The sequence below is a fragment of the Streptomyces sp. NPDC055962 genome (assembly GCF_042270185.1).
Classification (GTDB): domain Bacteria; phylum Actinomycetota; class Actinomycetes; order Streptomycetales; family Streptomycetaceae; genus Streptomyces.
The window spans coordinates 201746-225015 of the sequence record NZ_JBHJYN010000004.1 but is presented as its reverse complement, the minus strand read 5'-3'; the positions used below and the strand labels follow the sequence as shown (position 1 = coordinate 225015).

Sequence of the window (23270 nt, the reverse complement as noted above, 5' to 3'; positions counted from 1 at the left end):
CCGGGCCGGGGTCTGCTCTCACCCCGGGCCGTGCCCCGACGACGACCCCTGGAGGGGGTTCGCCGGGTTCCGGGTCAGCATCGTCGCCCCCAGCACCGTCAGCGTGTGGATCACGGTGTTGCCGTGGCGGTGGCTGGTGATGAGCCCTGCGTCGCGCAGGGCCGTGGTGTGATGCGTCGCGGTCGCCGGGGAGACTCCGGCCCGCCGCGCGGCCTCCGTCGTGGTCGCCCCGGCGGCCGCGGCCTGCAGGACCGCCGCACGGGCCCGGCCCAGCAGCCCTTGCAGGGACGGGGAGCCGGCGCTCTCGGCCGCGGCCCTCGCCGGTCCGGTGGGGACCTCGTGGCGCAGGGAGTAGATGAGGACCGGGGGCAGCTCCGGATCCGCGAGGGAGATCGGCCCCTTCCAGCAGAAGTACGACGGGATGAGCAGCAGCCCGCGGCCCTCCAGCCGGATGTCGTGATCGGTCGGGTACGCGCTGACCTCCAGCCGCGGGTGCTTCCACCGGACGGTCGGGCCGAGCTCTTCGAGCAGGCCCTGGGTACCCCCGTCGAGCAGGTGGCGGGCCAGCCGCAGCCGCTCGGTGTGCAGGCTCTCGCGGACCCACTCCTCGTGGGGTGCGATGACGGTCCGGTGATAGGCGCGCAGGATGTCCACCAGCTCTCTGCGTCCCTTCTGCTCCGTCAGCCGCCCCAGCCGGGCGGGTACCCGTACGACCCGTGCGAGGGACGCGAGTTGCGCCGCGACCTGGTCCGGCGGGGTGGCCAGGATGGCGTCGAGCCCCGCTTCCAGCCCTGCCGCGCCCTCCAGCGGGGTGAGGAAGTCGGGGAAGTAGGAAGCGCGCGGATAGAGAGGGAACAGCACCCGTCGCACCACGCCCTCGAGTCCCGCCTCCCGGAGCCGCTCAAGGGCTGGCTGGTACCAGTGCGCGTACGCCCCACGGCCCAGGGGGGTCTGGAAGCGGTGCAGGCTGGAAGCGATCTCCCACAGCGGATGCGGTGCGGCGGCGACCCGGGTCCTGGCCAGGTCCTCAGCGGTGAAGTGGAAGCGAAGCACTGCCGTCACCCTTTCCACCTGCGTCATTTCAACTCCTTCGAATGAGCATGACAGCCAGGGGCGCAGGCCGGAGCATGAACTGCCTCGTCGCACCGGTACCGGCGACAGCACGCGCCGCTCCGGCCCCACGCCCCCACGTCCCGAGGAGCCCCGATGACCTCTTCCCCGAACCGCCGCACGATCCTGCGCGGAACCTTCGCCGTGACCGCGGGTGCCTTCGCGGGCCCGCTGCTCCTGTCGGGCACCGCACACGCCTACAGCTGGCCGCGCACCATGAACCAGGGGGCCAGCGGCGCCGATGTGACGGAGCTCCAGATACGGATCGCGGGGTGGGCGGCGGACTCGGCGTCGCACTCCCGGGTGAGCGTCGACGGTGCCTTCGGCGCGGGGACCGCCGCGGCGGTACGCAGATTCCAGGCGGCCTACGGCCTCTCCGTGGACGGCAGCGCCGGTCCCGCCACCCAGGCCCAGCTCAACGCCCTGGAGCAGTCGGACGGTTCGACGGCCCACTTCAACTGGAGTGAGTTCACGGACCGTTCGAGCGGCACCTTCAACGGCGGCAAGCTGAGCGCGGCCGCCACCCGGGAGAACGCCCGCCGCGCCATGTACAAGCTGGAGGCCCTGCGCAAGAAGCTCGGGAACACGGCCATCACCGTCAACTCGGGCTTCCGCAGCATCGCGCACAACGCCGAGATCGGCGGCGCGAGCGACAGCATGCACCTCTACGGCACGGCGGCCGACCTCGACGTGCCCGGCGTCAGCAACCGCACCGTGTACCAGAAGGCGGAGACCTGCGGATTCTCCGGTCTGGAGCGGTACACCGTCGATCACCAGCACGTGGACAGCCGAGCCGACCTCGGCCGGGCCTGGTGGTGGGAGAGCGGCACGATCTGAGACGCGGCGGAACGACGGCAGGACCGCTCACAGCCGGGCGCTCGGCCACCGCGCGCCCGAAGCCACTCTTCCTCCGGAGGCACTCCGATGCATCGCAGACCGCCGCGCACCCCCCTGCGCCGCGCAGCACTCTCCGTCCTGGGCACCCTGGCCGTCCTGGTCACCGCGGTGCAGCCCGCCGGCGCAGCGCCGCGCACCGCGGGCCAGGACCCCGTCGGCCGCGCCTTCACCGGTGCGGCCGCGGAGTTCGGCGTACCGCGCGACCTCCTCATCGCCCTGGGCTACGGGGAGACCCACCTCGACGACCACGCGGGCCTGCCGAGCCAGGCCGGCGGCTACGGGGTGATGCACCTCGTGAGCAACCCCGACCGGCACACCCTGGAGCTGGCGTCCCGGCTGACCGGCGAGGCGCCCTCCAGCCTGCGCGAGGACACGGCGGCGAACATCCGCGGCGGAGCGGCAGTGCTCCGCTCGTACGCCGACGAGGCCGGTTTCGGCCCGGCCGAGCGGCGCGACGCCGACGCCTGGTACCCGCTGGTGGCCCGGTACGGCGGCATGGCGGATCCCTCCGGCGCGCGCCTCTACGCCGACACGGTCTACACCTTCCTGGCCGAGGGCGTCACGGCCCGCACCCCGGACGGCGAGGAACTGACCGTCCGCGCACGGGCCGTCGCACCCGAGCGCGGCCGGTACGCGAGCGCCTCCGTGGCGTCGGCGCAGAGCCCGGACTACCCGTCGGCCCTGTGGGTCCCCGCCAGTACCGCCAACTACGCGGTGGGCCGCACCGCCGCCATCAGCAAGATCGTGGTGCACGTCACCCAGGGCTCGTACGCCGGGTCGATCAGCTGGTTCCAGAACCCCTCGGCCCAGGTCAGCGCCCACTACGTGGTGCGCTCCTCGGACGGTCAGATCACCCAGACGGTCCGCGACAAGGACACGGCCTGGCACGCTCGTTCGGGCAACGCGTCGGGCATCGGCATCGAGCACGAGGGGTACGTCGACAACCCGAGCTGGTTCACCGACGCGATGTACCGCTCCTCCGCCGCACTCACCGCCTACCTGTGCAACCGGTACGGCATCCCCAAGGACCGCGCCCACATCGTCGGCCACTCCGAGGTACCGAACAACGACCACACCGATCCGGGGCCGAACTGGAACTGGACGTACTACATGCAGCTGGTGGGCGGCAGCACGGGAGGCGGCGGGGTCCAGTTGACCTTCCCGTCCTACGACACCCTGCGCGCGGGTTCGTCGGGCGCCCAGGTGTCGGCGGCGCAGTCGCTCCTCAACGCGCAGAAGTTCGACGTGGGCACGGTCGACGGCAGCTTCGGTTCGAGGACCACCGCGGCCGTCACCTCCTTCCAGCAGGCCAAGGGCCTCGGTGCGGACGGGGTCGTGGGCGCCCGTACCTGGACCGCACTCCTCTCCGCGGGCACCACGCCCGCACTCAGCCAGGGCAGCACGGGCTCGGCGGTCCAGCGTCTCCAGAGGGCCCTCACCGCCGCCCTGGGACGCACCGTCTCCGCGGACGGTACGTTCGGATCGGGGACGCAGCAGGCGGTACGGGACTACCAGAGCGGTCGCTCGCTGACCGTCGACGGCGCGGTGGGCCCCGCGACGTGGGCGGCTCTGCAGGCCGGACGCTGAACGACGGGAGCGGCGGGACGGCCCGAAGGCCGTCCCGCCGCTCCCGTGCGGTCGCGCACGGGGCGTCAGTCAACGACACACATCAACCAACGATCAGATGATCCGACGGAAACGGCCCAGGTGAGACGCCGGGCCCGGGCCTCCGATCCGGGCTGCGGGGCGAGTGCCTGCGCCTGGCCCGCGCCGGGCGCCGGTCTTCAGCACAACGTCAGCAAGCCGTTCTGTTCGACCACGTCCAGGGAGAGCGTGCGGTAGCCGGCCGTCTCGAACAGCACGGTCAGCCGACGGCCGTCCTGGCTCATCACCGAGCCGTCCCCCCACTGACCGTGCCGGACCCGGGCGCCGAGCCGGAAGGGGTGCGGGGCGTGGTCGGCACGGCTCACCTCCTGCGGGGCCACCGGTCCACCGGTGCCGGCCAGCACCCCCGCGGCCGCCTTCGGGCCCTGCTGGGAGAGTGCGGCGGCCTCGCAGCGGTCACAGGAGCCGCAGGACCCCCCGGCTTCCGGTTCCTGCCCGAAGTAGCCGAGCAGGAACCGCCGCCGGCAGCCCGTGTTCTCCGCGTAGCCCCGCATCATGTCGACCCGCGATCGCTCCAGCTGCTGGTGTGCGTCACCGAGTTCGACGGCCTTGCGGGCGGCGTCCGCCGAATCGGCACCGGTGGTCTCCAGGTCTCCCGATGCGGTGGTGCGTACCGCTTCGACCTGTTCCAGCAGATTGACGACGGCTGTCAGCCGACTGGCCGTCAGGCCCGTCTCGCGGCGCAGGTCGCTCGGCCGGACCGGGCCGGCGTGCTCCTCCAACGTGGCGGCCACCTGGGAGACGGTGTCCGGGTCGGGGCGTCCGGCGGCGAAGAACCGCTGCATGCCGAGGTCCTGCGACCGGTAGGCGAGGATCGCCCGGGCCGGCTTCCCGTCCCGTCCGGCGCGGCCTATCTCCTGGTAGTAGGCGTCCAGGGAGCCGGGCACCGAGGCGTGCAGCACGAACCGGACGTCCGGCTTGTCGATTCCCATCCCGAAGGCGGAGGTGGCCACCACCACGTCCAGCTCCCCCGCGAGAAAACGGTCGTGCACCGCACCGCGTTCCTTGGCTGGCAGGCCGGCGTGGTACGCCGCCACGCCCAGCCCCAGGTCGCCCAGCTCGCGGGTGTACTCCTCGGACTCCTTGCGGGTCGCCGCGTAGACAAGCCCGGGCTTGGGTTCGGCTGCGGCGCGTTCGACCACGGCCCGGCGCTTGTCGGCGGCGCTGCGGAAGGGGATGACCTCCAGGTGGATGTTGGGCCGGTCGAAGCCGGTGACCACCTCCCGCACGTCGCGCATGCCGAGCCGCTGGACGATGTCCGCCCGCACCGGGGCGGCGGCGCTCGCCGTCAGGGCGAGCACCGGCGGGCGGCCGATCCGGTCGATCACCTGGCCCAGCCGCAGGTACTCGGGCCGGAAGTCGTGCCCCCAGGTCGACACGCACTGTGCCTCGTCCACGACGAACAACGCGGGCCGCGCCGCCGCGAGCTGCTCGACCACCTCGTCCTTGGCCAGCTGCTCCGGGGCGAGGAAGACGAAGTCGACGTCCCCTTCGCTGATCCGGTCCCACACCGCGTCGTTCTCGCCGCGGCTCTGGGTGGAGTTCACGGCCGCGGCGTCCGCACCGGCCCGTCTCAACAGGCCGCTCACCTGGTCTCTTTGCAGGGCGATCAGAGGGGAGACGACGACGGTGGGGCCGGACAGAAGTACCCCGGGCACCTGGTAGACGGCGGACTTCCCTGCGCCGGTCGGCATCACCACGAGAGTGTCGCGATGTTCCATGACCGACTTCATCGCCCGCAACTGCTCCGGGCGCAGCCGCTCCCATCCGAACACCTTGCGCGCACTGCGCTGCAGTCGCCGGGTCAACGCGCTGAAGGTGAACATGGTGCTCCTCGGGGGGCTGTGGGATCGGGCCGGGCGGCAGAAGCGCCGTCCGAGTGACCTCCGACTACCCCGCGTCCGCCGCCTCACGGCACCGAATGCGGCCGATCCTCCGCCCGCGCGGCAGCGCGCCCGCCCCGGACCGTGCGCGCGAGCGGCACACCGCGACGGCGGGGTACGCACGTCGAGCTGGAACAGTGGCGCGGCCCGGCCACCCGCTACGGCAGGACCGCCACCATCCGCCTCTCAGGACTCCACCTCGCCGCCACCCTTCGTCCGGCCGGCAAGGTGATCCGGGAGAAGCGGCCTAGCCGCCGAGCGCCTCGTGACGGGCGGTCAGCCGCGCGGCCCCCTCCTCGGTCAGCGAGCCGAAGAGCCGCAGCCGGGAGATGCCGCCGTCCGGGAAGATGTCGATCCGGACGTGGGTGCCGCGCACGGACTCCGGGAGGACGAACCGGTGGTTCGTGTCGGGCTGGAGCCGGGTGCGGGGCAGCAGGACGGCAGGGCTGCCGTCCTCGCCGTCGCTCACCGAGATCTCGGCCCACCCGGCCGCGTTGCCCTTGAGGTAGGCGGTGTCGATCTCGACCGCCCGGATCTCGGACTGCTCGGCCAGCCGGTAGCGGATCCAGTCGTTGCACTTGTCGCGCCGGCGGCGGGTCTCCCAGCCGTCGTCCATCTTGCGGGAGCGGCCCGGAGCGATGGTGTTGGTAGCCGGGGAGTAGAAGCGGTCGGAGGCGTCCTCGACCCCACCGCCGTTCTCCAGGGCCACCACGTCGAACGTACCGAGGGCGGCCAGCCACGCCGGGTCGGGGGCCACCTCGCCGTGGACGCGCAGGCGGGCTATCCCGCCGTCGGGGTGCTGGTTGACCCGCAGGTGGGTGAAGCGCTGCCCCGCGTCGACCGTGAAACCGTTCGCGGCGTGGCCGCCGACGGCCGTACGGGGCACGAGGGTCGTCCACTTCACGTCGGGCGCGAGGAGGTCCTCGGGGGACGGGGAGCCCGGCAGCGAGGTCGCCTCGACGGAGACCGACTGCGGGTAGTTGCCGCGGAAGTGCGCCGTGTCGACGATCAGCCCACGCACCACGCCGGGGGCGCCGAGGCGTACGAGGGCCCAGTCGTGGTCCGCGTCGGTGGGGTGCGGCTCGTCGGCGCCCGCACCCCGTCGGCGGCGGGTCTCCCAGCCGTCCATGATCTTGCCCTTGTGACCGAAGCGTTCGGGGTCGAACTCCGCGGGCTCCGGCTTCAGCAGGTTCTCGCGCTCGGCGAAGAACTCGTCGTTGGCGGCGACGACTCCCGCACCGAGCCGGCGGTCCGCGAGGTCCACGAGATGGGTGAAGGGGAAGTCGGCGGTGCGGTAGTCGGCGTACGGGTCGCCGCCTCCGTAGGGGCTGGCGTCGCCGGTGAAGCGCGGTGTCGCCGTCATGGTCAGTGGTTCCTTTCGAGGAGTCGCCCGGTGGGTTCGGCGAGGACGCCGTCGGCCGCGATCCGCGTACCGCGCAGCCACGTGGACCGGACCACGCCGTGCAGGGTCTTCCCGGCGTAGGCGGTGACCTGGTTGCGGTGGAAGAGTCCGGCGGGGTCGACGGTGAAGGTCTCGTCGGGCGCGAGGACCGCGAAGTCGGCGTCCCGTCCGGCCTCGATGGCCCCCTTGCGGGTGAGCCCGGCGAGCTCCGCCGGCGCGGCGGACATCCAGCGGGCGACGTCGTCGAGGGTGTGACCGCGTCGGCGGGCCTCGGTCCAGATGGCGGGCAGGCCCAGCTGGAGGGAGGAGATGCCGCCCCAGGCGGAGGCGAAGTCGGGGGTCTTGAGGTCGGTCGTGCAGGGCGAGTGGTCGGAGACGATGCAGTCGATCGTCCCGTCCGCGAGCCCGGCCCAGAGCGTGTCCTGGTTGGCTGCCTCGCGGATCGGCGGACAGCACTTGAACTCGGTCGCCCCGTCCGGGACCTCCTCGGCGGTGAGCGTGAGGAAGTGCGGGCACGACTCGACGGTGATCCGGACGCCCTCGCGCCTGGCGGCGGCGATCAGCGGCAGGGCGTCGCTGGACGAGAGGTGCAGGACGTGGACGCGTGCGTTCAGCCGCTTCGCGTGGGCGATGAGGCCCTCGATCGCCTGGTTCTCCGCGTCGCGGGGCCGCGAGGCGAGGAAGTCGGCGTACTTCCCACCGCTGCGCTGCGGCGCGGACGCCAGCTCGTGGGGGTCCTCGGCGTGCACGATCAGCAGTCCGCCGAAGCCCGCGATCTCCGCCATGGAGCGGGCCAGTTGCTCCTGGTCCAGCTCGGGGAACTCCTCGACGCCCGAGGGCGAGAGGAAGCACTTGAAGCCGAAGACCCCGGCCTCGTACAGCGGACGCAGATCCTTGGTGTTGGAGGGGATCGCACCGCCCCAGAAGCCGGTGTCGATGTGCGCCTTGGGGGCCGCCACCTGCTGTTTGACGCGCAGGTTCTCGACCGTCGTCGTCGGCGGGAGGGAGTTGAGCGGCATGTCGAGCAGGGTCGTGATGCCGCCGGCGGCCGCGGCGCGGGTGGCGGTCCAGAAGCCCTCCCACTCGGTGCGGCCGGGGTCGTTCACATGGACGTGGGTGTCGACGAGCCCTGGCAGGAGGACGTCGTCGCCGAAGTCCTCGACCCGCGCACCGGCGGGCACCTCGGCGTCGTACGGAAGGACCGCCTCGATCGCTCCGTCGGCAACGAGGACCGCGGCGGCACGGGTCCCCTCCGGGGTGACGACGCGCGTCGAGCGCAGTACCAGTTTCAAGTCCACACCGGGCACCTGTGCTCCTCAGGGCAGATTTCAACGAACTGTTGAAGGAGTCTTCACTCGAGGAGGCGACCCGTCAAGGCCCCGCCTCCCCCATGGAACCCCCGGAGGATCATGGAAGGCAAGGTTTGTAGATTTCCACGAAGTAAAAGTTCGTTTTCGACAGGCGGAACGTAGAATGGGCCAGGAGCGGCATCACCGCGCTTCACTCCGAACGCGGGCCGGACCGTCGACACCCGGACAAAACAGGTCCTGACCGGCAAGGACGCCGCACCGGGAGCAGTGGGCCGATCGGGAACAGCCCGGTAGGCTGCTGCCTTGCCTCCGCTTCGAAAGGACCGTTGACGTGCCGCCGTCCCACGCCAGCACATCCGACTCCAAGCCCGCCGGTCCCAGCGGCGGCGTGCAGTCCCTCGAACGTGCCTTCGATCTGCTGGAGCGCATGGCGGATGCCGGGGGTGAGGTCGGGCTGAGCGAGCTGTCCGCGAGCAGCGGGCTCCCCCTGCCGACCATCCACCGGCTGATGCGCACCCTGGTCGTCTGCGGCTACGTGCGCCAGCAGCCCAACCGGCGCTACGCGCTGGGCCCGCGGCTGATCCGCCTCGGCGAGTCCGCGTCCCGGCTGCTGGGCACCTGGGCGCGGCCGTACCTCCAGCGCCTGGTCGAGGAGACCGGCGAGACGGCGAACATGGCCCTGCTCGACGGGGACGAGATCGTCTACGTCGCCCAGGTCCCGTCGAAGCACTCGATGCGGATGTTCACCGAGGTCGGCCGCCGGGTCCTTCCGCACTCCACGGGCGTCGGCAAGGCCCTCCTCGCCCACACCCCGGCCGACGAGGTGAGGGCTCTGCTGGCGCGTACGGGCATGCCCGCGGCCACCGAGAAGACGATCACCACACCGGACGGTTTCCTCGACGCGCTCGAACTGGTGCGGCGGGCGGGGTACGCGGTGGACGACAACGAGCAGGAGATCGGGGTGCGCTGCCTCGCCGTCCCGGTGCCCGACTCCCCGACCTCGGCCGCCATCTCCATCTCCGGGCCCGCGGGCCGGGTGACCGAGGCGGCGACCGAGCGGATCGTGCCGATCCTCCAGCAGATCGCGAAGGAGCTCTCCGAGGCACTGGCGAGCAGCGGCGGCTCGGCGGGCTGACACCGCGCGAGCCGACCGCCCGGCGCCCGGCCCTCCCCCGGCCGGCCCCTCAGGCCGGGGCGGGCAGCGACAGACGTCCGTCCTCCATGCCGACCGTCCTGTCCACCCGGTCCAGGTGCGCCCGGTCGTGGGTGACCATGACCGTGGCCGTGGAGCGTTGCCGGGTCAGGCCGGTCAGCAGGTCGAGGACCGCCGCGCCCCGTTCGTGGTCGAGGGCGCTGGTCGGCTCGTCGACGAGCAGCACCGCCGGTTCGTTCATCAGGGCCCGGGCGATGTTGATCCGCTGGCGCTGACCGCCCGACATCTGGTGCGGCCTGCTGCTCGCCCTGTCGGCCAGGCCGACCGCGTCCAGGAGATCCATGGCCCGGCCCCTGGCCGCGCGCACGGAACGCCGTGACAGATGCGCCATCACCTGGAGCTGCTCCACAGCGGTGAGGGACGGCAGCAGATGGGGCTGCTGGAAGACGATGCCGATGCGGTCGCGGCGCAGGGCCGCCGTGTCGGCGCGGCTGAGCCCCGCGGTCTCCGTACCGGCGACGGTGATCCGCCCCCGGTCCGGGGTGACGAGTGTGGCCGCCACGGCGAGGAGGCTGGACTTGCCCGATCCGGACGGCCCGACGACCGCCGTGAGTGTGCCCGCGGGCACGTCCAGGGAGACCCGGTCGAGTGCGGTGAGCCGGGTGTCGCCGTCGGGGTAGGTGAGCGTGACATCGGTGAGGGTGAGGGTCATCGGGCGCTCCCGAGTGCGGTGAGGGGGTCGACGGCGGTGATCCGCCGGACGGACAGGGCGGCCCCGAGCGCGCCGAGGACGATCATCACGCCGGCCGGGACGAGCACCGTCGACGCGTCGAGGACGAACGGCACGGCGCCGCCGTCCCCTCCGACCAGGGCGCCGGCCCCCGCCGCGAGACCGGTACCGAGGCCGGTGCCGAGGGCCAGCATCACCACGGCCTGCCCGAGTGCGTCCTTCAGCAGGTAGGGAGTGGAGGCACCCAGCGCCTTGAGCACGGCCACGTCGCCGCTGCGCTGGATCGTCCAGACCGTGAAGAAGGCGCCGATGACGAGCGCGGAGATCGCGAAGAGGAAACCGCGCATCAGCTGGAGCGAGCCGTTCTCGGCCTGGTAGGAGCCGATCGCGGTGAGGGAGCCGGCCAGGGTCAGCGTGCTGGTGCCCGCCGCCGCGTCCCCGGCGGCGAAGTCGGCGCCCCCGTCCGTGGTCAGGGCGATCACGGTCGCCTGTCCCGCGGTGCCCGCGATGCGCTGCCAGTCGTCGAGCGAGGTCCACACCACCGGGGTGTGGCTGTACGAGGCGTCGCCGCCGACCGCAGACACGGTCATCCGGTGGCCGCCGAGTCCGAGCGTGTCACCGGTCCGTGCGCCGAGTTCGGCGGCAGCCTTCTCCGACAGCACGATCCGGCCCGCCCCCACGCCGGAGGGCGCGAGCCCGCCGTCGGGTTCGGCGCCGAAGGCCGACACGGCGGCGGTGCGCCTCCCCTCGTCCGCGGAGGCGTCGAGCGTCCGGATGCCCAGCGGCCGGGCGGAGGAGATCCCCGACCGCTCCGCCCAGATGTGCCAGGCGCTCTCCTCGACGGCCGAGTCGGAGAAGGACACCGGCCGTCCGTCCGGCGGTGCGGCGAACGCGATGCGGTCGGCGTCCAGCCCCGTGACGGCCGAGGTGTTCTCCCTGCCCAGGCCCGCGGTGAGGCCTGACAGCAGCCCGACGAGCAACGTGATCAGCACGACGACCGTGCCCATGAGGGCGAAGCGGCCCCGGGCGAACCGTAGATCTCTCCATGCGACGAACATGGCTCCAGACTCCGGTCCCGGGCCCGCGGGGACATCGCGCGCCGGACGGGGCCCACCTCAACCTTTCGGTTGACCGGCCCGGCGCCGGGCGCGTCTACGCTGGAACGACCATGGATCTGCGTGCCCCCACCCCCGTCACCACCGCACTGCGGCTCTGTCTGCACGCGCTGCTGGTGGGACTGCTGCTGCTCGCCGCGCTGCGAGCGACCGGCGACGGCACACCGCACGCCACGGCCGTGGTCGTGCTGGCCGGCCTGATGGCCGCCCTCTACCTGGCGGGCGCGCTCGCCCCCGTCGTCCAGCCCCACACACGCGCCGCATCCCTCTGGCTCACCGCGCTGGGGGCGGTGTGGCTGGCGCTGCTCGCCCTGTCGCCCGAAGCGCTGTGGGTGGCGTTCCCCCTCTACTTCCTCCAGCTGCACCTGCTGCCGCTGCGGTGGGGGCTGCCCGCCGTGGCGGTCACGGCCGCAGCCGCGATCAGCAGCTTCCTGCTGCACGAGCAGGAGGTCACGCCGGGTGCCTTCATCGGTCCGCTGCTCGGCGCGGCGGTGGCCGTCGCGACCGTACGGGGATACGACGTGCTGTTCCGGGAGAGCGAGCGGCGCCGCGAGCTCATCGACGAGCTCGTCTCCACCCGGGCGGAACTCGCCGACGCGGAGCGCGCCGCGGGCACCCTGGCCGAGCGGGAGCGGCTGGCCCGGGAGATCCACGACACCCTCGCGCAGGGGCTGTCGAGCATCCAGCTCCTGCTGCGGGCCGCCGAGCGTTCGCTCCCGGAGGACGCGCCCGCGGCCCCGCACGTCCGGCGCGCCCGCGAGGCCGCCCAGGACAACCTGGCCGAGGCGCGCCGCTTCGTCCGGGCCCTGACCCCGCCCGATCTTCAGCAGGGCTCCCTGGCGGCGGCCCTGTCCCGCCTCTCGTCCCGCACCTCAGCGCCGGACCTCACGGTGCAGTTCGCCGTCAGCGGCAGGCCGGTCGAGCTGCCCACCCCGTACGAGGTGGCGCTGCTGCGCACCGCGCAGTCGTCGCTGGCCAACGCGGTCCAGCACTCCGGAGCGCGCCGGACGGAGATCACCCTCAGCTTCATGGAGACGTCGGTCTCCCTGGACGTGGTGGACGACGGCCACGGCTTCGACACGGCCGCCGGACCCGCGAGCACCTCCGGCGGCGGCTTCGGGCTGCTCGCGATGCGTGCGCGGGCCCGGTCGCTGGGCGGCACGCTCAGTGTGGAGTCGGGGCCCGGTCAGGGAACGGCCGTCGCCGTCACCCTGCCGCTCCCGGCCGGTGCGGAGAGCGCGGACGGCCGGAAGGGAAGGGCGGCGTGACCCGGCCGATCCGGCTGCTCCTCGCCGACGACCACCCGGTCGTGCGGGCGGGTCTCCGCGCGGTCCTGGACACCGAGCCGGACTTCCAGGTCGTCGCCGAGGCCCCCACCGCGGAACGGGCCGTCGCCCTGGCCGCGACCGGTGTGTGCGACGTGGTCCTGATGGACCTGCAGTTCGGCGCGGGCATGCACGGCGCGGAGGCCACCGCGGCGATCACCGCCGCCGCGGACGCCCCCCGCGTGCTGATCCTCACCACGTACGACTCGGACGCCGACATCCTGGCCGCCGTCGAGGCGGGCGCCGGCGGCTATCTGCTGAAGGACGCCCCGCCCGAGGAGCTGGCGGCGGCCGTGCGCACGGCGGCCGCGGGCCGCTCGGCGCTCGCTCCGGCGGTGGCGCACCGGCTGATGGACCGCATGCGGACACCTGCCCAGGCCCTGACCAAGCGTGAGCTGGAGGTGCTCCGGCTGGTCGGTGAGGGCCTGTCGAACCAGCAGATCAGCAAGAGGCTCTTCCTGAGCCAGGCGACGGTGAAGTCCCACCTGGTGCACATCTACGCGAAGCTGGGCGTCGACTCACGTACGTCGGCGGTGGCCGCGGCGACCGCCCGCCGCCTGATCCGCCGCTGACGTCACGCGCGGCGCGGAGACCTCCGAAGCCTCACGAAGGGGCGCGGAGACCTCCGAAGCCTCACGAAGGGGCGCGGAGACTTCCGCAGCCTCACGAAGGGGCGCGGACCGCTCCCCGAGCCTCCCGAAGGGCGCGGACCGCCGCACCGAGCGCCGGGAGGGCGCAGTTCGCTCCCCCGAGCCCGGCGCGTGGCGCGGACCACTCCCCGGGGTCTCACGCGTGGTGCGGAGGCTCCCCGAAGAGGTCGACGGCCACCCGTACGTCCCGTAGGCCCGGCGCCAGCGCGCTGACCGAACCGATGGCCCCCGCGACCAGGAGCAGCGAACGGCGCAGCCGGGGTATCTCGGGCCTCCCGCTGAGGGCCATGGCGTCCAGGGCCGCCAGCTCGTCCTCGGCGATGCCCCGGTCGGGGAACTCGGTCCGGAGTACGGCCAGTTCACGGCGGAGCCTGGAGACGGCCGTACGCAGCTCCGCCACTCTCGGATCCTCGTCGATGCCGGTCAACCGCTCCTGCCCCACGCTTCGCAACAAAGCACTCCCCCTCGCACGTCCTTGTGCCGGTGTGTCGACCTCGCCCCGGGCAGCGGTCAAGTGCCTGGGACCGCCGCCAAGTTAACGCCATCGAAGGTGACGTGCGCCACTGTGCGGACGGAGTCCGAGGGTACCCCTGAGGGGTGACACCCCTCCCGTCGGCCGAGCCGGCGCAGTGGTATCCAGAGCGCATGGCTCACACACAACGGATCCCCGTGGTCGCCGGAGTACTGCTCGCCGCGGGTGGCGGCCGGCGCCTCGGCGGCCGGCCGAAGGCCCTGCTGGAGCACCGCGGCCGCCCCCTCGTCGAGCACGCCGCACGGACGCTGCGCAACGGCGGCTGCGGCCCGGTGCACGTCGTGCTGGGCGCCGCCGCCGACGAGGTGCGGGCCCGCGCGGACCTCTCGGCGTGCGCGGTGACGGTGAACCCGCGGTGGGAGGAGGGGATGGGCTCCTCACTGAGGGCCGGGCTGGACGCACTCATGGGCTCGGAGGCGGACGCGGCCCTCGTGCTCCTCGTCGACCAGCCGGGCATCGGCGCGGAGGCGGTGGCACGGGTCCGCGCGGCGTACCGCTCCCGGGCGGCCCTGGCGGCCGCAGCGTACGACGGGGAGCGCGGCCATCCGGTGCTGTTCGGGGCCGACCGGTGGGCGGACATCGCGGCGGGAGCGGTCGGCGACCAGGGGGCAAGGGCCTATCTGCGGGCGCACCGCGATGCGATCACGCTCGTCGAGTGTTCCGATGTGGCTCAGGCCCATGACATCGACACGGCGGAGGACCTGAGGCACCTGGAGTGAGCGGGGAGCACGGGGTACACGGTCCGTGCGGGCCCTGGCACTCCGCGCCACCGAGGGCCCATATCTGTCGACCCGGAGAATCTCGATATCAACAAACCATTGAACTTCCACCATGAGGAAACTAATATCCACTGATCAGAAGCACGCAGCACGCACGCCGCGCCGCTTCCGCACCCGTACGGCACCCACGGCCGTATCTCGGAGCCACGGCACCCCGTGCCGTCTCAGGCGACCCGGCAGCCGTGGGACGTCGTCCGCGCCGCCCCGCTGAAGGAGTGACAGCTCATGTCCGCACCAGCGCCGTCCCCGCTGGCCATCGTCGATGCCGAGCCCCTGCCGAGGCAGGACGAGGTCCTGACCGATGCGGCCCTCGCGTTCGTGGCCGAGCTGCACCGGCAGTTCACGCCCCGGCGCGACGAGCTGCTCGCCCGCCGGGGCGAGCGCCGGGCCGAGATCGCCCGCACCTCCACGCTGGACTTCCTCCCCGAGACGGAAGCGATCCGCGTGGACGACACCTGGAAGGTCGCCCCGGCCCCGGCCGCGCTCGACGACCGCCGTGTGGAGATCACCGGTCCGACCGACCGCAAGATGACCATCAACGCCCTGAACTCGGGCGCCAAGGTCTGGCTCGCCGACTTCGAGGACGCGTCCGCCCCCACGTGGGAGAACGTGATCACCGGCCAGCTCAACCTGATCGACGCGTACACCCGCACCATCGACTTCACCGACCCGAAGTCGGGCAAGTCGTACGCCCTCAAGCCCGCCGAGGAGCTCGCGACGGTCGTCACGCGCCCCCGCGGCTGGCACCTGGACGAACGCCACCTCCAGCTCGGCGGCACCCCGGTGCCCGGCGCGCTGGTCGACTTCGGCCTCTACTTCTTCCACAACGCGCAGCGGCTGATCGACCTCGGCAAGGGCCCGTACTTCTACCTCCCGAAGACGGAGTCGCACCTGGAGGCGCGCCTCTGGAACGACATCTTCGTCTTCGCCCAGGACTACGTCGGCATCCCGCAGGGCACGGTCCGCGCCACCGTCCTGATCGAGACGATCACCGCCGCGTACGAGATGGAGGAGATCCTCTACGAGCTCCGCGACCACGCCTCCGGGCTGAACGCGGGCCGCTGGGACTACCTCTTCTCCATCGTCAAGAACTTCCGTGACGGCGGCTCGAAGTTCGTCCTGCCCGACCGCAACCTGGTCACGATGACCGCCCCGTTCATGCGGGCGTACACCGAACTCCTGGTCCGCACCTGCCACAAGCGCGGCGCGCACGCCATCGGCGGCATGGCGGCCTTCATCCCCTCGCGGCGCGACGCCGAGGTCAACAAGGTCGCCTTCGAGAAGGTCAAGGCCGACAAGGACCGCGAGGCGAACGACGGCTTCGACGGCTCCTGGGTGGCCCACCCGGACCTGGTCCCGATCGCCATGGCCTCCTTCGACGCGGTCCTCGGCGAGAAGCCGAACCAGAAGGACCGCCTGCGCGAGGACGTCTCGGTGGCCGCGGGCGACCTGATCGCCATCGACACGCTGGACGCGAAGCCCTCGTACGACGGTCTGCGCAACGCGGTCGCGGTCGGCATCCGCTACATCGAGGCGTGGCTGCGGGGCATGGGCGCGGTCGCGATCTTCAACCTGATGGAGGACGCGGCCACCGCGGAGATCTCGCGCTCGCAGATCTGGCAGTGGATCAACGCGGACGTGGTCTTCGAGAACGGCGAGCACGCCACCGCGGAGCTGGCCCGCAAGGTCGCGGCCGAGGAACTGGCCGCGATCCGCGCGGAGATCGGCGACGAGACCTTCGAGTCCGGCAAGTGGCAGCAGGCCCACGACCTGCTGCTCCAGGTCTCCCTGGACCAGGACTACGCGGACTTCCTGACGCTGCCGGCGTACGAGCAGCTGGGCTGAGCCCCGCAGGACGAAGCGCCGCACCCCGCGTCGACCGCGCCGGGGTGCGGCGCTTCCGCGTACGGGGAGGTCCGCCTCGACCGCGCGGGCCTGCGCCCACACCGGAGTACCGGCGTACAGGCGTGCGATTTCAGGCCGGTGGCCGCTATGATCACGCACGGCAAGGCTGTAGCGCAGAGGTCGTCGCGCCCACGCATCGAGCTGGAGGACGCCGGTTCGAATCCGGCCGGTCTTGCCACCTGTTCTTGGAGGATCGCGCCGGCGTCGGGCGGGTGGTGGGCGCGGACCGTCCGCCTCCGGCCCGGGATCCGGCGTGCGACTGGGGGAGTTGTGTTGTCGCAGCCGATGCCCGTGCGCTGCCCCGCGATCGAGCACCCGGATGTTCCGCTCGTCGATGTGGCCGCGCTGGACCCGCTGATGGAGCGGCTCGGGAGTGAGCGGGCGGTCGGTCCCGACGAGGTGTTCCCGGTCGGGACGCTGCGTGCCGACGGATGCGCCGATCTCTGTAAACAGGGCCTCGGTGCAGCCGGTGCCGCCCTGTTGATGCCCGCCCTCGCCCGGTCGCCGCACGCCCGCCACGTCCTGCTCGGCACCAACTCCCTCGGCGACGAGGGCGCGCATTCGGTGGCTGACGCTCTGCGCGGCGTACGCGGACACGGGCTGCGGACGGTCTACCTCGGCTGCAACCGCATCGCGGCCGGGGGCGCCGCCGCGCTCGCGGGCGCGCTCGGCGCGGACACCACCGTCAGGGCGCTGTGGTTGAAGCGGAATCCGCTGGGCGACGCCGGCGTCCGGGCCCTCGCGCCGATGCTGGTCCGCACCGCCTCGCTGCGCACGCTCGACCTGGTCAACACCGGCGTCACCACCGCCGGTCTGGAGGCGCTGCTCGACGCGCTGGCCTCGCGGGAACAGCCGCTGGAGCGGCTCTTCCTCGGCGGCAACGGGATCGGCCCGGACGCCGCTCCGCTCCTCGCCGCGCTGATCCGGGACGCGGGGGTGCGGGAACTGTACGTGCCGGCCAACCACCTCGGCGACGCGGGAGCCGCCGTGCTCGCCGCATCGGCCGATCCGGAGCGCCCGGTGCGGCTCGGCCTCGGCGGCAACGGGATCGGGCCGGCCGGGGCCGGCGCCCTGGCCGACGCGCTGGGCGGGATCGAGGCCCTCGACCTCGGACGGCCGCTGTCGGAGCGCAGCCTCGGGGCGGCGGGCAACGCGACCGGCGACGCCGGCGCCCACGCGCTGGCCCTGGCCCTGCCCGGGAGCCCCCTGCGGCGTCTCGAACTGGCCCACACAGGGCTGACGGCGCGGGGCGCGAAGGCCCTGCTGGGCGCGGTCGGCGCGGACTGCCGGCTGGAGTACGTCGGGCTCGGCCCCGGGCTCCCCCGCAAGGTGAAACGGTCCTTCGCCACCCGGCTGCGCCCCGACCGCGGCGCCCACCCCGACCTGCGCGCGATCCGGAGCGTCTACCGGTGAGGCTTCGTCCGGAGGACCGGTTCCTCACCGCCGAGGACGCGTCGAGCCTGTGGCAGGTCCGGCGGTACGCCGTACCCCGCGGAATGATCGAGCGGTCCGCGGAGCGGCGGCTGGCCGGGGACTGGCGGGGCGCGCTCGCCGCGGCAGGCGTCGATGTGGACTTCGATCCCGCCGAGGTGGCCTCCGCGCACGGCACGGCCGTCGCGGAGGCCCTGCTGCCGGACCTGCTCCACCTGGTGCCCGACCTGGTGCGCTGGCACCTGCCCCGGGTCCTGGGAGGGCGCTCGACGCTCGCCCCCGACCGGACCGTCGTCCTCGCCGGGTACGCCGGATACGCCGGACACCAGGAGGGGTCCGGTCTGCCCCACGCCCCGTACCTCCATCTGCGTACGCCCCCGATGGTGGAGGGCCCTCAGCGGCTCTCCCTGCGTTTCGGGGCCGTGCCCGGCGAGTCCTCCCCCGGTCTGTTCCCCGGCGGCACCGAGGACTGGCGCTCGGTCCGGCATCTGTGGGACTCCCGGCGCACGGACGGTCTGCGGGCGGCCGTGGGAGCCGGCGGCCGGATCCCCTTCTTCCACGACGACGGCACCCCGCTCACTCAGCAGGAGCTCGGCGCGTCCGGCGACGGGGACGCCGCCGCCCGGGCGCAGCGGGTGACGCTGCTGTACGAGCGGGGCGAGATCTCGGAGGCGTTCGCCGCGGCGGGGATCGAATGGGATCCGACGCCGCCCGCCTCCGAACGCGCCTTGTACCGGATGGATCCCGGGGCGATCCTCCGCGCGACCGCCATCGACATCCCCCGGCTCGAGTCGGCCGTGCGCCGGGCGACGGCAGCCGTCGGCAGCGAACGCTTCCTGGCCGCCGGCCACTGGCGGAGGCACATCCTGCTGGAGCTCACCGACCCCAGCGCGGGCGGGCGCCTCCGCGCCACGGTCGTGGAGGCCGGGTCCACCGATGCCGCCGCCTTCCTGCCGGAGGCGGCCTGGCGGCGTCCGCGCGACCTCGATCTCCTGCGGGCGGGCGTCATACCGCCGCGGTGGCTGCATCCGTTGGTGGCGCGGGCCCTGTTCCCCGCCCTCGAAGGCCCATTCGGGCCGCCCGGCCCGTCCCTGCCGGCTCCCGTGCGCGTGCGGTGCCGGGATGAGTGGCACGAGGTCGTCTTCCGCGACGGCGCCCTGCGCTCCCCGCACACGGAGGAGGAGCGGCAGCGCGAGAGCGCCATGCGGGCGTTCGGCGGCGCGGTCGCGGGCTGCTTCGCGGTGGAGCACTCGTGCACGACGGGGCAGGGGCGCCTCCCGAAGGCGCTGCGGGCACAGCGCAAGGAGCTGTTCCTGCACGTCCAGCACGGGAACACCGCCGGCGTCCTGGAGCTGCTGGACGCCGGGGTCGACGTCCGGGTGCGCAACGCCAGGCGCCGGGGCCTGCTGCACGCGCTGCCGCTGCTCGACCACGAGGCACTCCTGCCGCGGCTGCTGGCGGCGAAGCTCGACCTGGAGGCCAGGGACCACCTCGACCGGACCCCGCTGAGCGTCGCGGTGAGCGAGAAGGGTCCCCTCACGCTCGTGCGGGCGCTGCTCGACGCGGGCGCCCGGATCGACGTGACGGACGCGGAGGGGCTCTCCCTCGACCAGCTGATCCACCGGTACAAGCGCGAGGACCTCGCCTTCCTCCAGGAGCGGCTGGCCTCGGAGCACCCGGGCATCGGAGCCGACTGGTACGAGAGATGGTTCAGGACCAGGGACGGGGAGGACGAGCAGTGAGCACCACCACGGGGGACCGGCCCCGCCCCTCCACTCCCCTGGAGGCGGCCGACGAGCTCAACCGGCGCCTGCACCTCACCCGCACCGAGCCCGCCGAGAGCCCGCAGCTGGACGCGCTCGCCCTGGCGGTGACGGCCAATCAGCCGGTCCTGCTGTGGGGCGAGCCGGGCATCGGCAAGTCCGCCGGGATGGAGCAGCTCGCCGCCGGCCTCGGGCTCGAACTGGAGACGGTCGTCGCGAGCGTCCACGAGCCGTCGGACTTCGCGGGGCTGCCGGTCGTGGGGGACGATCCGGCGGTGACGGGGGTGCCGATGGCGCCTCCGGACTGGGCGGTCAGGCTCGCCCGCTCCGGCCGCGGGCTGCTGTTCTTCGACGAGCTGTCGTCGGCGCCTCCGGCCGTGCAGGCCGCGCTGCTGCGGGTCGTGCTGGAACGGCGGGTGGGCAGTCTGCGGCTGCCCGGGAGCGTCCGCATCGTCGCGGCGGCCAATCCTCCGTCGAGCGCGGCGGACGGCTGGCACCTCAGCCCGCCGCTCGCCAACCGGTTCGTCCATCTCCGGTGGACGCACGACCCGCGCACCGTCGCCCGCGGCATGGCGGGGACCTGGCCGGCCCTGGGGGTGCCGGTGGTCGACCCGGCCAAGGTCTCCGGCGCGGTGGCCCGGGCCCGGGGCGTCGTCTCCGGGTTCCTGACGGCACGTCCGGGCCTGGTCCACCATCTCCCGGCCGACGCGGAGAGCCGGGGGCGCGCGTGGCCGTCCCCGAGGACCTGGGACATGGCGCTGCGGCTGCTGGCCACCGGCTACGCGGCGGGCACCGGACGGGAGGCGGTCGCCACCGCGCTCACCGGCGCCGTCGGGGACGGGGCGGGGATCGAGCTGCTGTCCTACCTGGACCACCTCGACCTGCCGGACCCCGACCGCGTGCTCGCCGACCCGGACGCCTTCGCGCTGCCCGAGCGGGGCGACCGGCAGCTCGCCTTCCTGATCGCGGTCGTCGCCGCGGTGCAGGGCGAGCCCACCCGGAAGCGCTGGGAGGCGGGATGGGCGGTGCTGGCCAAGGCCGTGGACGCGGGGGTGCCCGACGTGGCGGCCCGGGCCGCGGTCGACCTGGCTGCCATGCGCAGCCTGGACTGGCCCGTGCCGCCGGGCATCGACGGCTTCCTCGACCTGCTGCGGCAGTCCGGCGCCCTGCCGCAGGGTGGCTGAGCTGGACACCACGAAGCTGCTCGCGGCGCGGTACCGGGCGGCCACGGACCGCCCGTACCTCGCCTCGGCGCTGTACGCGCTGACGGTGGTGCCCAGCGACGAGGTGCCGACCATGGGTGTGGACCGGCACTGGCGCTGCTACGTCTCGCCCGGCTTCGTCGACCGGACCCCGGTGGCGGAGCTCGCGGCGGTCTGGGTGCACGAGGTCGCACATCTGCTGCGCGACCATCACGGCCGGGCGGATCTGCTGCCCGCGGCGGACCGTCGTGACCGGCACCGGGTGAACGTCGCCCAGGACTGCGAGATCAACGACGACCTGATCGCCGACGGGCTCCCTCTGCCCGCCGGGCGCCTGGAGCCGCGTCTCTTCGGCCTTCCGGAGGGGCAGCTCTTCGAGGCGTACCTGGCGGCGCTGCCGCCCTCCGCCCGGGTCCACGACTGCGGGTCGGGCGCCCACGGCGAGCCGTCCCCCTGGGAGTCGGATGCGGCAGCGGGGCCGGCGGGGGTCGGCGGGGTGGAGGCGGAGTCGCTGCGGCGCCACACCGCGGAGGCCATGCGCGCCCACGTGCGGGCGAGGGGCACCCTGCCGGGCGGATGGAAGCGCTGGGCGGACGAGGTCCTCGAACCCACGGTCGACTGGCGGCAGGCGCTGACGGGGGCCGTGCGGGAGGCAGCGGCCTGGGCCGCCGGGGCGGTCGACTACACCTACCGCCGCCCCTCCCGCAGGAGCGCGGCCCTGCGCGGGGTCGTGCTGCCCAGCCTGCGGCGGCCGCTGCCCAGGGTGGCGGTCGTCATCGACACCTCGGGCTCGATGGGTGACGGGGAGCTGGCCGCCGCGCTCGCCGAGGTCACCGGTGTGCTGCGCGAGGTGGGGATCCGGGGCAACCGGGTCACGGTCCTGGCCTGCGACGCCGACGTCCAGGCCGTCTCCCGGGTCACGAACGCCGGGCAGATCACGCTCGGCGGCGGTGGTGGCACCGACATGCGGGTCGGCATCGCGGCGGCGCTCGCCGCCCCCGAACGCCCTTCGGTCATCGTCGTACTGACGGACGGTCACACGCCGTGGCCGGACGAGACCCCGGCCTGCCGGCTGGTCGCCGCGCTCATCGGGCCGTCCGCGCCCACCCCTCCGCCGTGGATCGAGACCGTACGGGTCACGGGCTGAGCCCCCGTGCGCCGCCCCCGGCTCCGGGAGCGGCGCACGGCCGTACGGTCCTCGGGGCTCACCCGCCGGACGGGATGTCCCCGTAGTCCTTGAAGAGCAGCGGCACGGTGTGGCTGCCGGGCCCGGCGCCTCGGCGCGCGGGCCCCGGCCCGGACGAGCGGTCACCGCAGCTCAGCCGGTGAGGACCACCGTCCGCTGGGCCGAGAAGTCGCCCCACGTCCCGTCGGGGAGCTTGGGCCGGATCTTGAGCGAGTAGCGGGTGCCCGGCGGGTCGGCGAGGGTGAGCCGGTACGTCGCGCGGCCCGCGGGCGGGGTCCCGCCCCACACGATCGTGGTGGTCAGTTCGCCGTTGAGGAACAGCTGGTACGCGGGGATCGTGCCGCCGGTCTCCGGCTGGTCCCAGGAGAGGTCCACCACGAACTCCTTCTCCTGCGCCGTCGTCGTCGTGCGCAGCCCGGTGGGAGCCGTGCTCGCGGGGTCGCCCGGCGCGGACGGGGTGGTGAGGTCGAGCGGGCGGCTGTCCGGTGAGGAGTGGTCGGCGGCGTCACGTGCGCGGACGGTGAAGGTGTAGACGGTGCCGGGGCGCAGGCCGGAGAGCCTGGCCGTGGTCCCGGTGCCGGGAACGCTGTGGATCCTGGCGTCCTCCTGGTAGATGTCGTACGCCGTCACGCCCACGTCGTCGGTGGAGCCGCCCCAGGACAGCGTGACCGTCCGCGCGCCGTCCGCCTTGCCCCGGAGTTGCACCGGGGTGGTGGGCGCCTTCCTGTCGTCCGGGGCGGGGGCGGGTGTGGTGAGGGGGACGGAGGCGCTCTCGGGCGAGACGTTCCCGGCGGCGTCGCGCGCCCTGACGGTGAAGGTGTAGTCGGTGGAGGCGGTCAGGCCGTCGACGTCGGTCATCAGCTTCGTCGCGGGCACCGAGAGGACCTTCTTCCCACCGCGGTAGACGTCGTAGCCGGTGATCCCCGTGTCGTCCGAGGCCTGCTCCCACATGACGTGGGCGGATGTGGCGCTGCCGGCCTGGGCGGTCACACCCGTGGGGGCGGTGGGTTTCTCCGTGTCGGCCTGCGCGGTACCGCCGCAGGCCGTGAGCGCGGCGAGGAGCAGGACGGCGGGACAGGCCAACGCGGTGCGTGCGTGGGGGCGTTGCACGGTGATGCCTTCCATCCGGAGCAATGGTCCAGACCTATATGCCATGCCGGTGGGGCCCCCGACAAGAGGGGGGATCGGAACGTTCCGCAATGTCCGCGATGAGTTCCGGTGCCGGGACGAGT

At 73.4% G+C, this 23270-nt stretch carries 19 protein-coding genes and 1 pseudogene; 12 read left to right on the top strand and 8 right to left on the bottom strand.

Going from position 1 to position 23270, the window contains the following annotated elements:
• Positions 1 to 18 precede the first annotated feature (18 nt).
• On the bottom strand, positions 19 to 1053 hold the full coding sequence (locus ACFC51_RS14645; RefSeq protein WP_376376407.1) for an ArsR/SmtB family transcription factor: 1035 nt from the start codon (positions 1051 to 1053) through the stop codon (positions 19 to 21).
• Positions 1054 to 1206: 153 nt separating this feature from the next.
• Here ACFC51_RS14645 and ACFC51_RS14640 point away from each other — a divergent pair, with 153 nt between their 5' ends.
• Together ACFC51_RS14640 and ACFC51_RS14635 are read left to right on the top strand one after the other, a co-directional pair.
• Complete coding sequence (locus ACFC51_RS14640; RefSeq protein ID WP_376528875.1) at positions 1207 to 1947, top strand: D-Ala-D-Ala carboxypeptidase family metallohydrolase; 741 nt, start codon at positions 1207 to 1209, stop codon at positions 1945 to 1947.
• A gap of 87 nt (positions 1948 to 2034) precedes the next feature.
• Positions 2035 to 3594, top strand: coding sequence for an N-acetylmuramoyl-L-alanine amidase (locus tag ACFC51_RS14635; protein ID WP_376528872.1), 1560 nt, complete (start codon positions 2035 to 2037; stop codon positions 3592 to 3594).
• Between the two features lie 197 nt (positions 3595 to 3791).
• Here ACFC51_RS14635 and ACFC51_RS14630 read toward each other — a convergent pair whose 3' ends face one another.
• The 3 genes from ACFC51_RS14630 to allB all read right to left on the bottom strand — a co-directional run bounded on the left by ACFC51_RS14630 (position 3792) and on the right by allB (position 8264).
• Entirely contained in the window at positions 3792 to 5498 is a 1707-nt protein-coding gene (locus ACFC51_RS14630; protein WP_376528870.1) for a RecQ family ATP-dependent DNA helicase, read from the bottom strand.
• 304 nt (positions 5499 to 5802) lie between these two features.
• Positions 5803 to 6918, bottom strand: a complete 1116-nt coding sequence (alc, locus tag ACFC51_RS14625; RefSeq protein WP_376528867.1) for an allantoicase — start codon at positions 6916 to 6918, stop codon at positions 5803 to 5805.
• 2 nt (positions 6919 to 6920) lie between these two features.
• Positions 6921 to 8264 carry an allantoinase AllB gene (allB, locus tag ACFC51_RS14620; protein WP_376379898.1) on the bottom strand — a complete coding sequence of 448 codons (1344 nt, stop codon included), beginning with the start codon at positions 8262 to 8264 and terminating at the stop codon, positions 6921 to 6923.
• A 334-nt stretch (positions 8265 to 8598) separates the two neighbouring features.
• Between allB and ACFC51_RS14615 the strand changes: the two genes are divergently transcribed.
• Positions 8599 to 9402: an IclR family transcriptional regulator gene (locus tag ACFC51_RS14615; RefSeq protein ID WP_376379895.1), complete on the top strand. Its 804-nt coding sequence runs from the start codon at positions 8599 to 8601 to the stop codon at positions 9400 to 9402.
• A 49-nt stretch (positions 9403 to 9451) separates the two neighbouring features.
• Here the strand turns inward: ACFC51_RS14615 and ACFC51_RS14610 are convergent, their stop codons facing one another.
• Both ACFC51_RS14610 and ACFC51_RS14605 read right to left on the bottom strand, forming a co-directional pair.
• On the bottom strand, positions 9452 to 10132 hold the full coding sequence (locus tag ACFC51_RS14610; protein ID WP_376379892.1) for an ABC transporter ATP-binding protein: 681 nt from the start codon (positions 10130 to 10132) through the stop codon (positions 9452 to 9454).
• A complete protein-coding gene (locus ACFC51_RS14605) occupies positions 10129 to 11208 on the bottom strand; it encodes an ABC transporter permease (protein WP_376528864.1) in 1080 nt (359 codons plus the stop codon). Before ACFC51_RS14605 ends, ACFC51_RS14610 begins: the two co-directional genes overlap by 4 nt.
• A gap of 110 nt (positions 11209 to 11318) precedes the next feature.
• On the opposite strand from ACFC51_RS14605, the gene ACFC51_RS14600 reads away from it, so the two are divergent.
• Together ACFC51_RS14600 and ACFC51_RS14595 are read left to right on the top strand one after the other, a co-directional pair.
• On the top strand, positions 11319 to 12533 hold the full coding sequence (locus tag ACFC51_RS14600) for a sensor histidine kinase (RefSeq protein WP_376528862.1): 1215 nt from the start codon (positions 11319 to 11321) through the stop codon (positions 12531 to 12533).
• A complete protein-coding gene (locus tag ACFC51_RS14595) occupies positions 12530 to 13162 on the top strand; it encodes a response regulator (RefSeq protein ID WP_376379884.1) in 633 nt (210 codons plus the stop codon). The genes ACFC51_RS14600 and ACFC51_RS14595 overlap by 4 nt, the downstream gene beginning before the upstream one ends.
• A gap of 214 nt (positions 13163 to 13376) precedes the next feature.
• On the opposite strand, the gene ACFC51_RS14590 is transcribed toward ACFC51_RS14595, so the two are convergent.
• Positions 13377 to 13682: a DUF5955 family protein gene (locus ACFC51_RS14590; RefSeq protein ID WP_376379906.1), complete on the bottom strand. Its 306-nt coding sequence runs from the start codon at positions 13680 to 13682 to the stop codon at positions 13377 to 13379.
• Positions 13683 to 13885: 203 nt separating this feature from the next.
• Between ACFC51_RS14590 and ACFC51_RS14585 the strand changes: the two genes are divergently transcribed.
• The 7 genes and pseudogenes from ACFC51_RS14585 to ACFC51_RS14555 all read left to right on the top strand — a co-directional run bounded on the left by ACFC51_RS14585 (position 13886) and on the right by ACFC51_RS14555 (position 21999).
• Positions 13886 to 14491, top strand: a complete 606-nt coding sequence (locus ACFC51_RS14585) for an NTP transferase domain-containing protein (protein ID WP_376379881.1) — start codon at positions 13886 to 13888, stop codon at positions 14489 to 14491.
• A gap of 285 nt (positions 14492 to 14776) precedes the next feature.
• Positions 14777 to 16396, top strand: coding sequence for a malate synthase A (aceB, locus tag ACFC51_RS14580; protein ID WP_376379879.1), 1620 nt, complete (start codon positions 14777 to 14779; stop codon positions 16394 to 16396).
• A 162-nt stretch (positions 16397 to 16558) separates the two neighbouring features.
• Positions 16559 to 16634, top strand: a pseudogene (locus ACFC51_RS14575).
• Between the two features lie 95 nt (positions 16635 to 16729).
• Positions 16730 to 17869: a gala protein gene (locus tag ACFC51_RS14570; RefSeq protein WP_376528860.1), complete on the top strand. Its 1140-nt coding sequence runs from the start codon at positions 16730 to 16732 to the stop codon at positions 17867 to 17869.
• Positions 17866 to 19629, top strand: coding sequence for an ankyrin repeat domain-containing protein (locus ACFC51_RS14565; RefSeq protein WP_376528858.1), 1764 nt, complete (start codon positions 17866 to 17868; stop codon positions 19627 to 19629). Before ACFC51_RS14570 ends, ACFC51_RS14565 begins: the two co-directional genes overlap by 4 nt.
• On the top strand, positions 19626 to 20834 hold the full coding sequence (locus ACFC51_RS14560) for an AAA family ATPase (protein ID WP_376379870.1): 1209 nt from the start codon (positions 19626 to 19628) through the stop codon (positions 20832 to 20834). Before ACFC51_RS14565 ends, ACFC51_RS14560 begins: the two co-directional genes overlap by 4 nt.
• Positions 20827 to 21999: a VWA-like domain-containing protein gene (locus ACFC51_RS14555; RefSeq protein ID WP_376528856.1), complete on the top strand. Its 1173-nt coding sequence runs from the start codon at positions 20827 to 20829 to the stop codon at positions 21997 to 21999. Before ACFC51_RS14560 ends, ACFC51_RS14555 begins: the two co-directional genes overlap by 8 nt.
• 171 nt (positions 22000 to 22170) lie before the next feature.
• Here the strand turns inward: ACFC51_RS14555 and ACFC51_RS14550 are convergent, their stop codons facing one another.
• Complete coding sequence (locus tag ACFC51_RS14550; protein ID WP_376528853.1) at positions 22171 to 23163, bottom strand: fibronectin type III domain-containing protein; 993 nt, start codon at positions 23161 to 23163, stop codon at positions 22171 to 22173.
• Positions 23164 to 23270 lie beyond the last annotated feature (107 nt).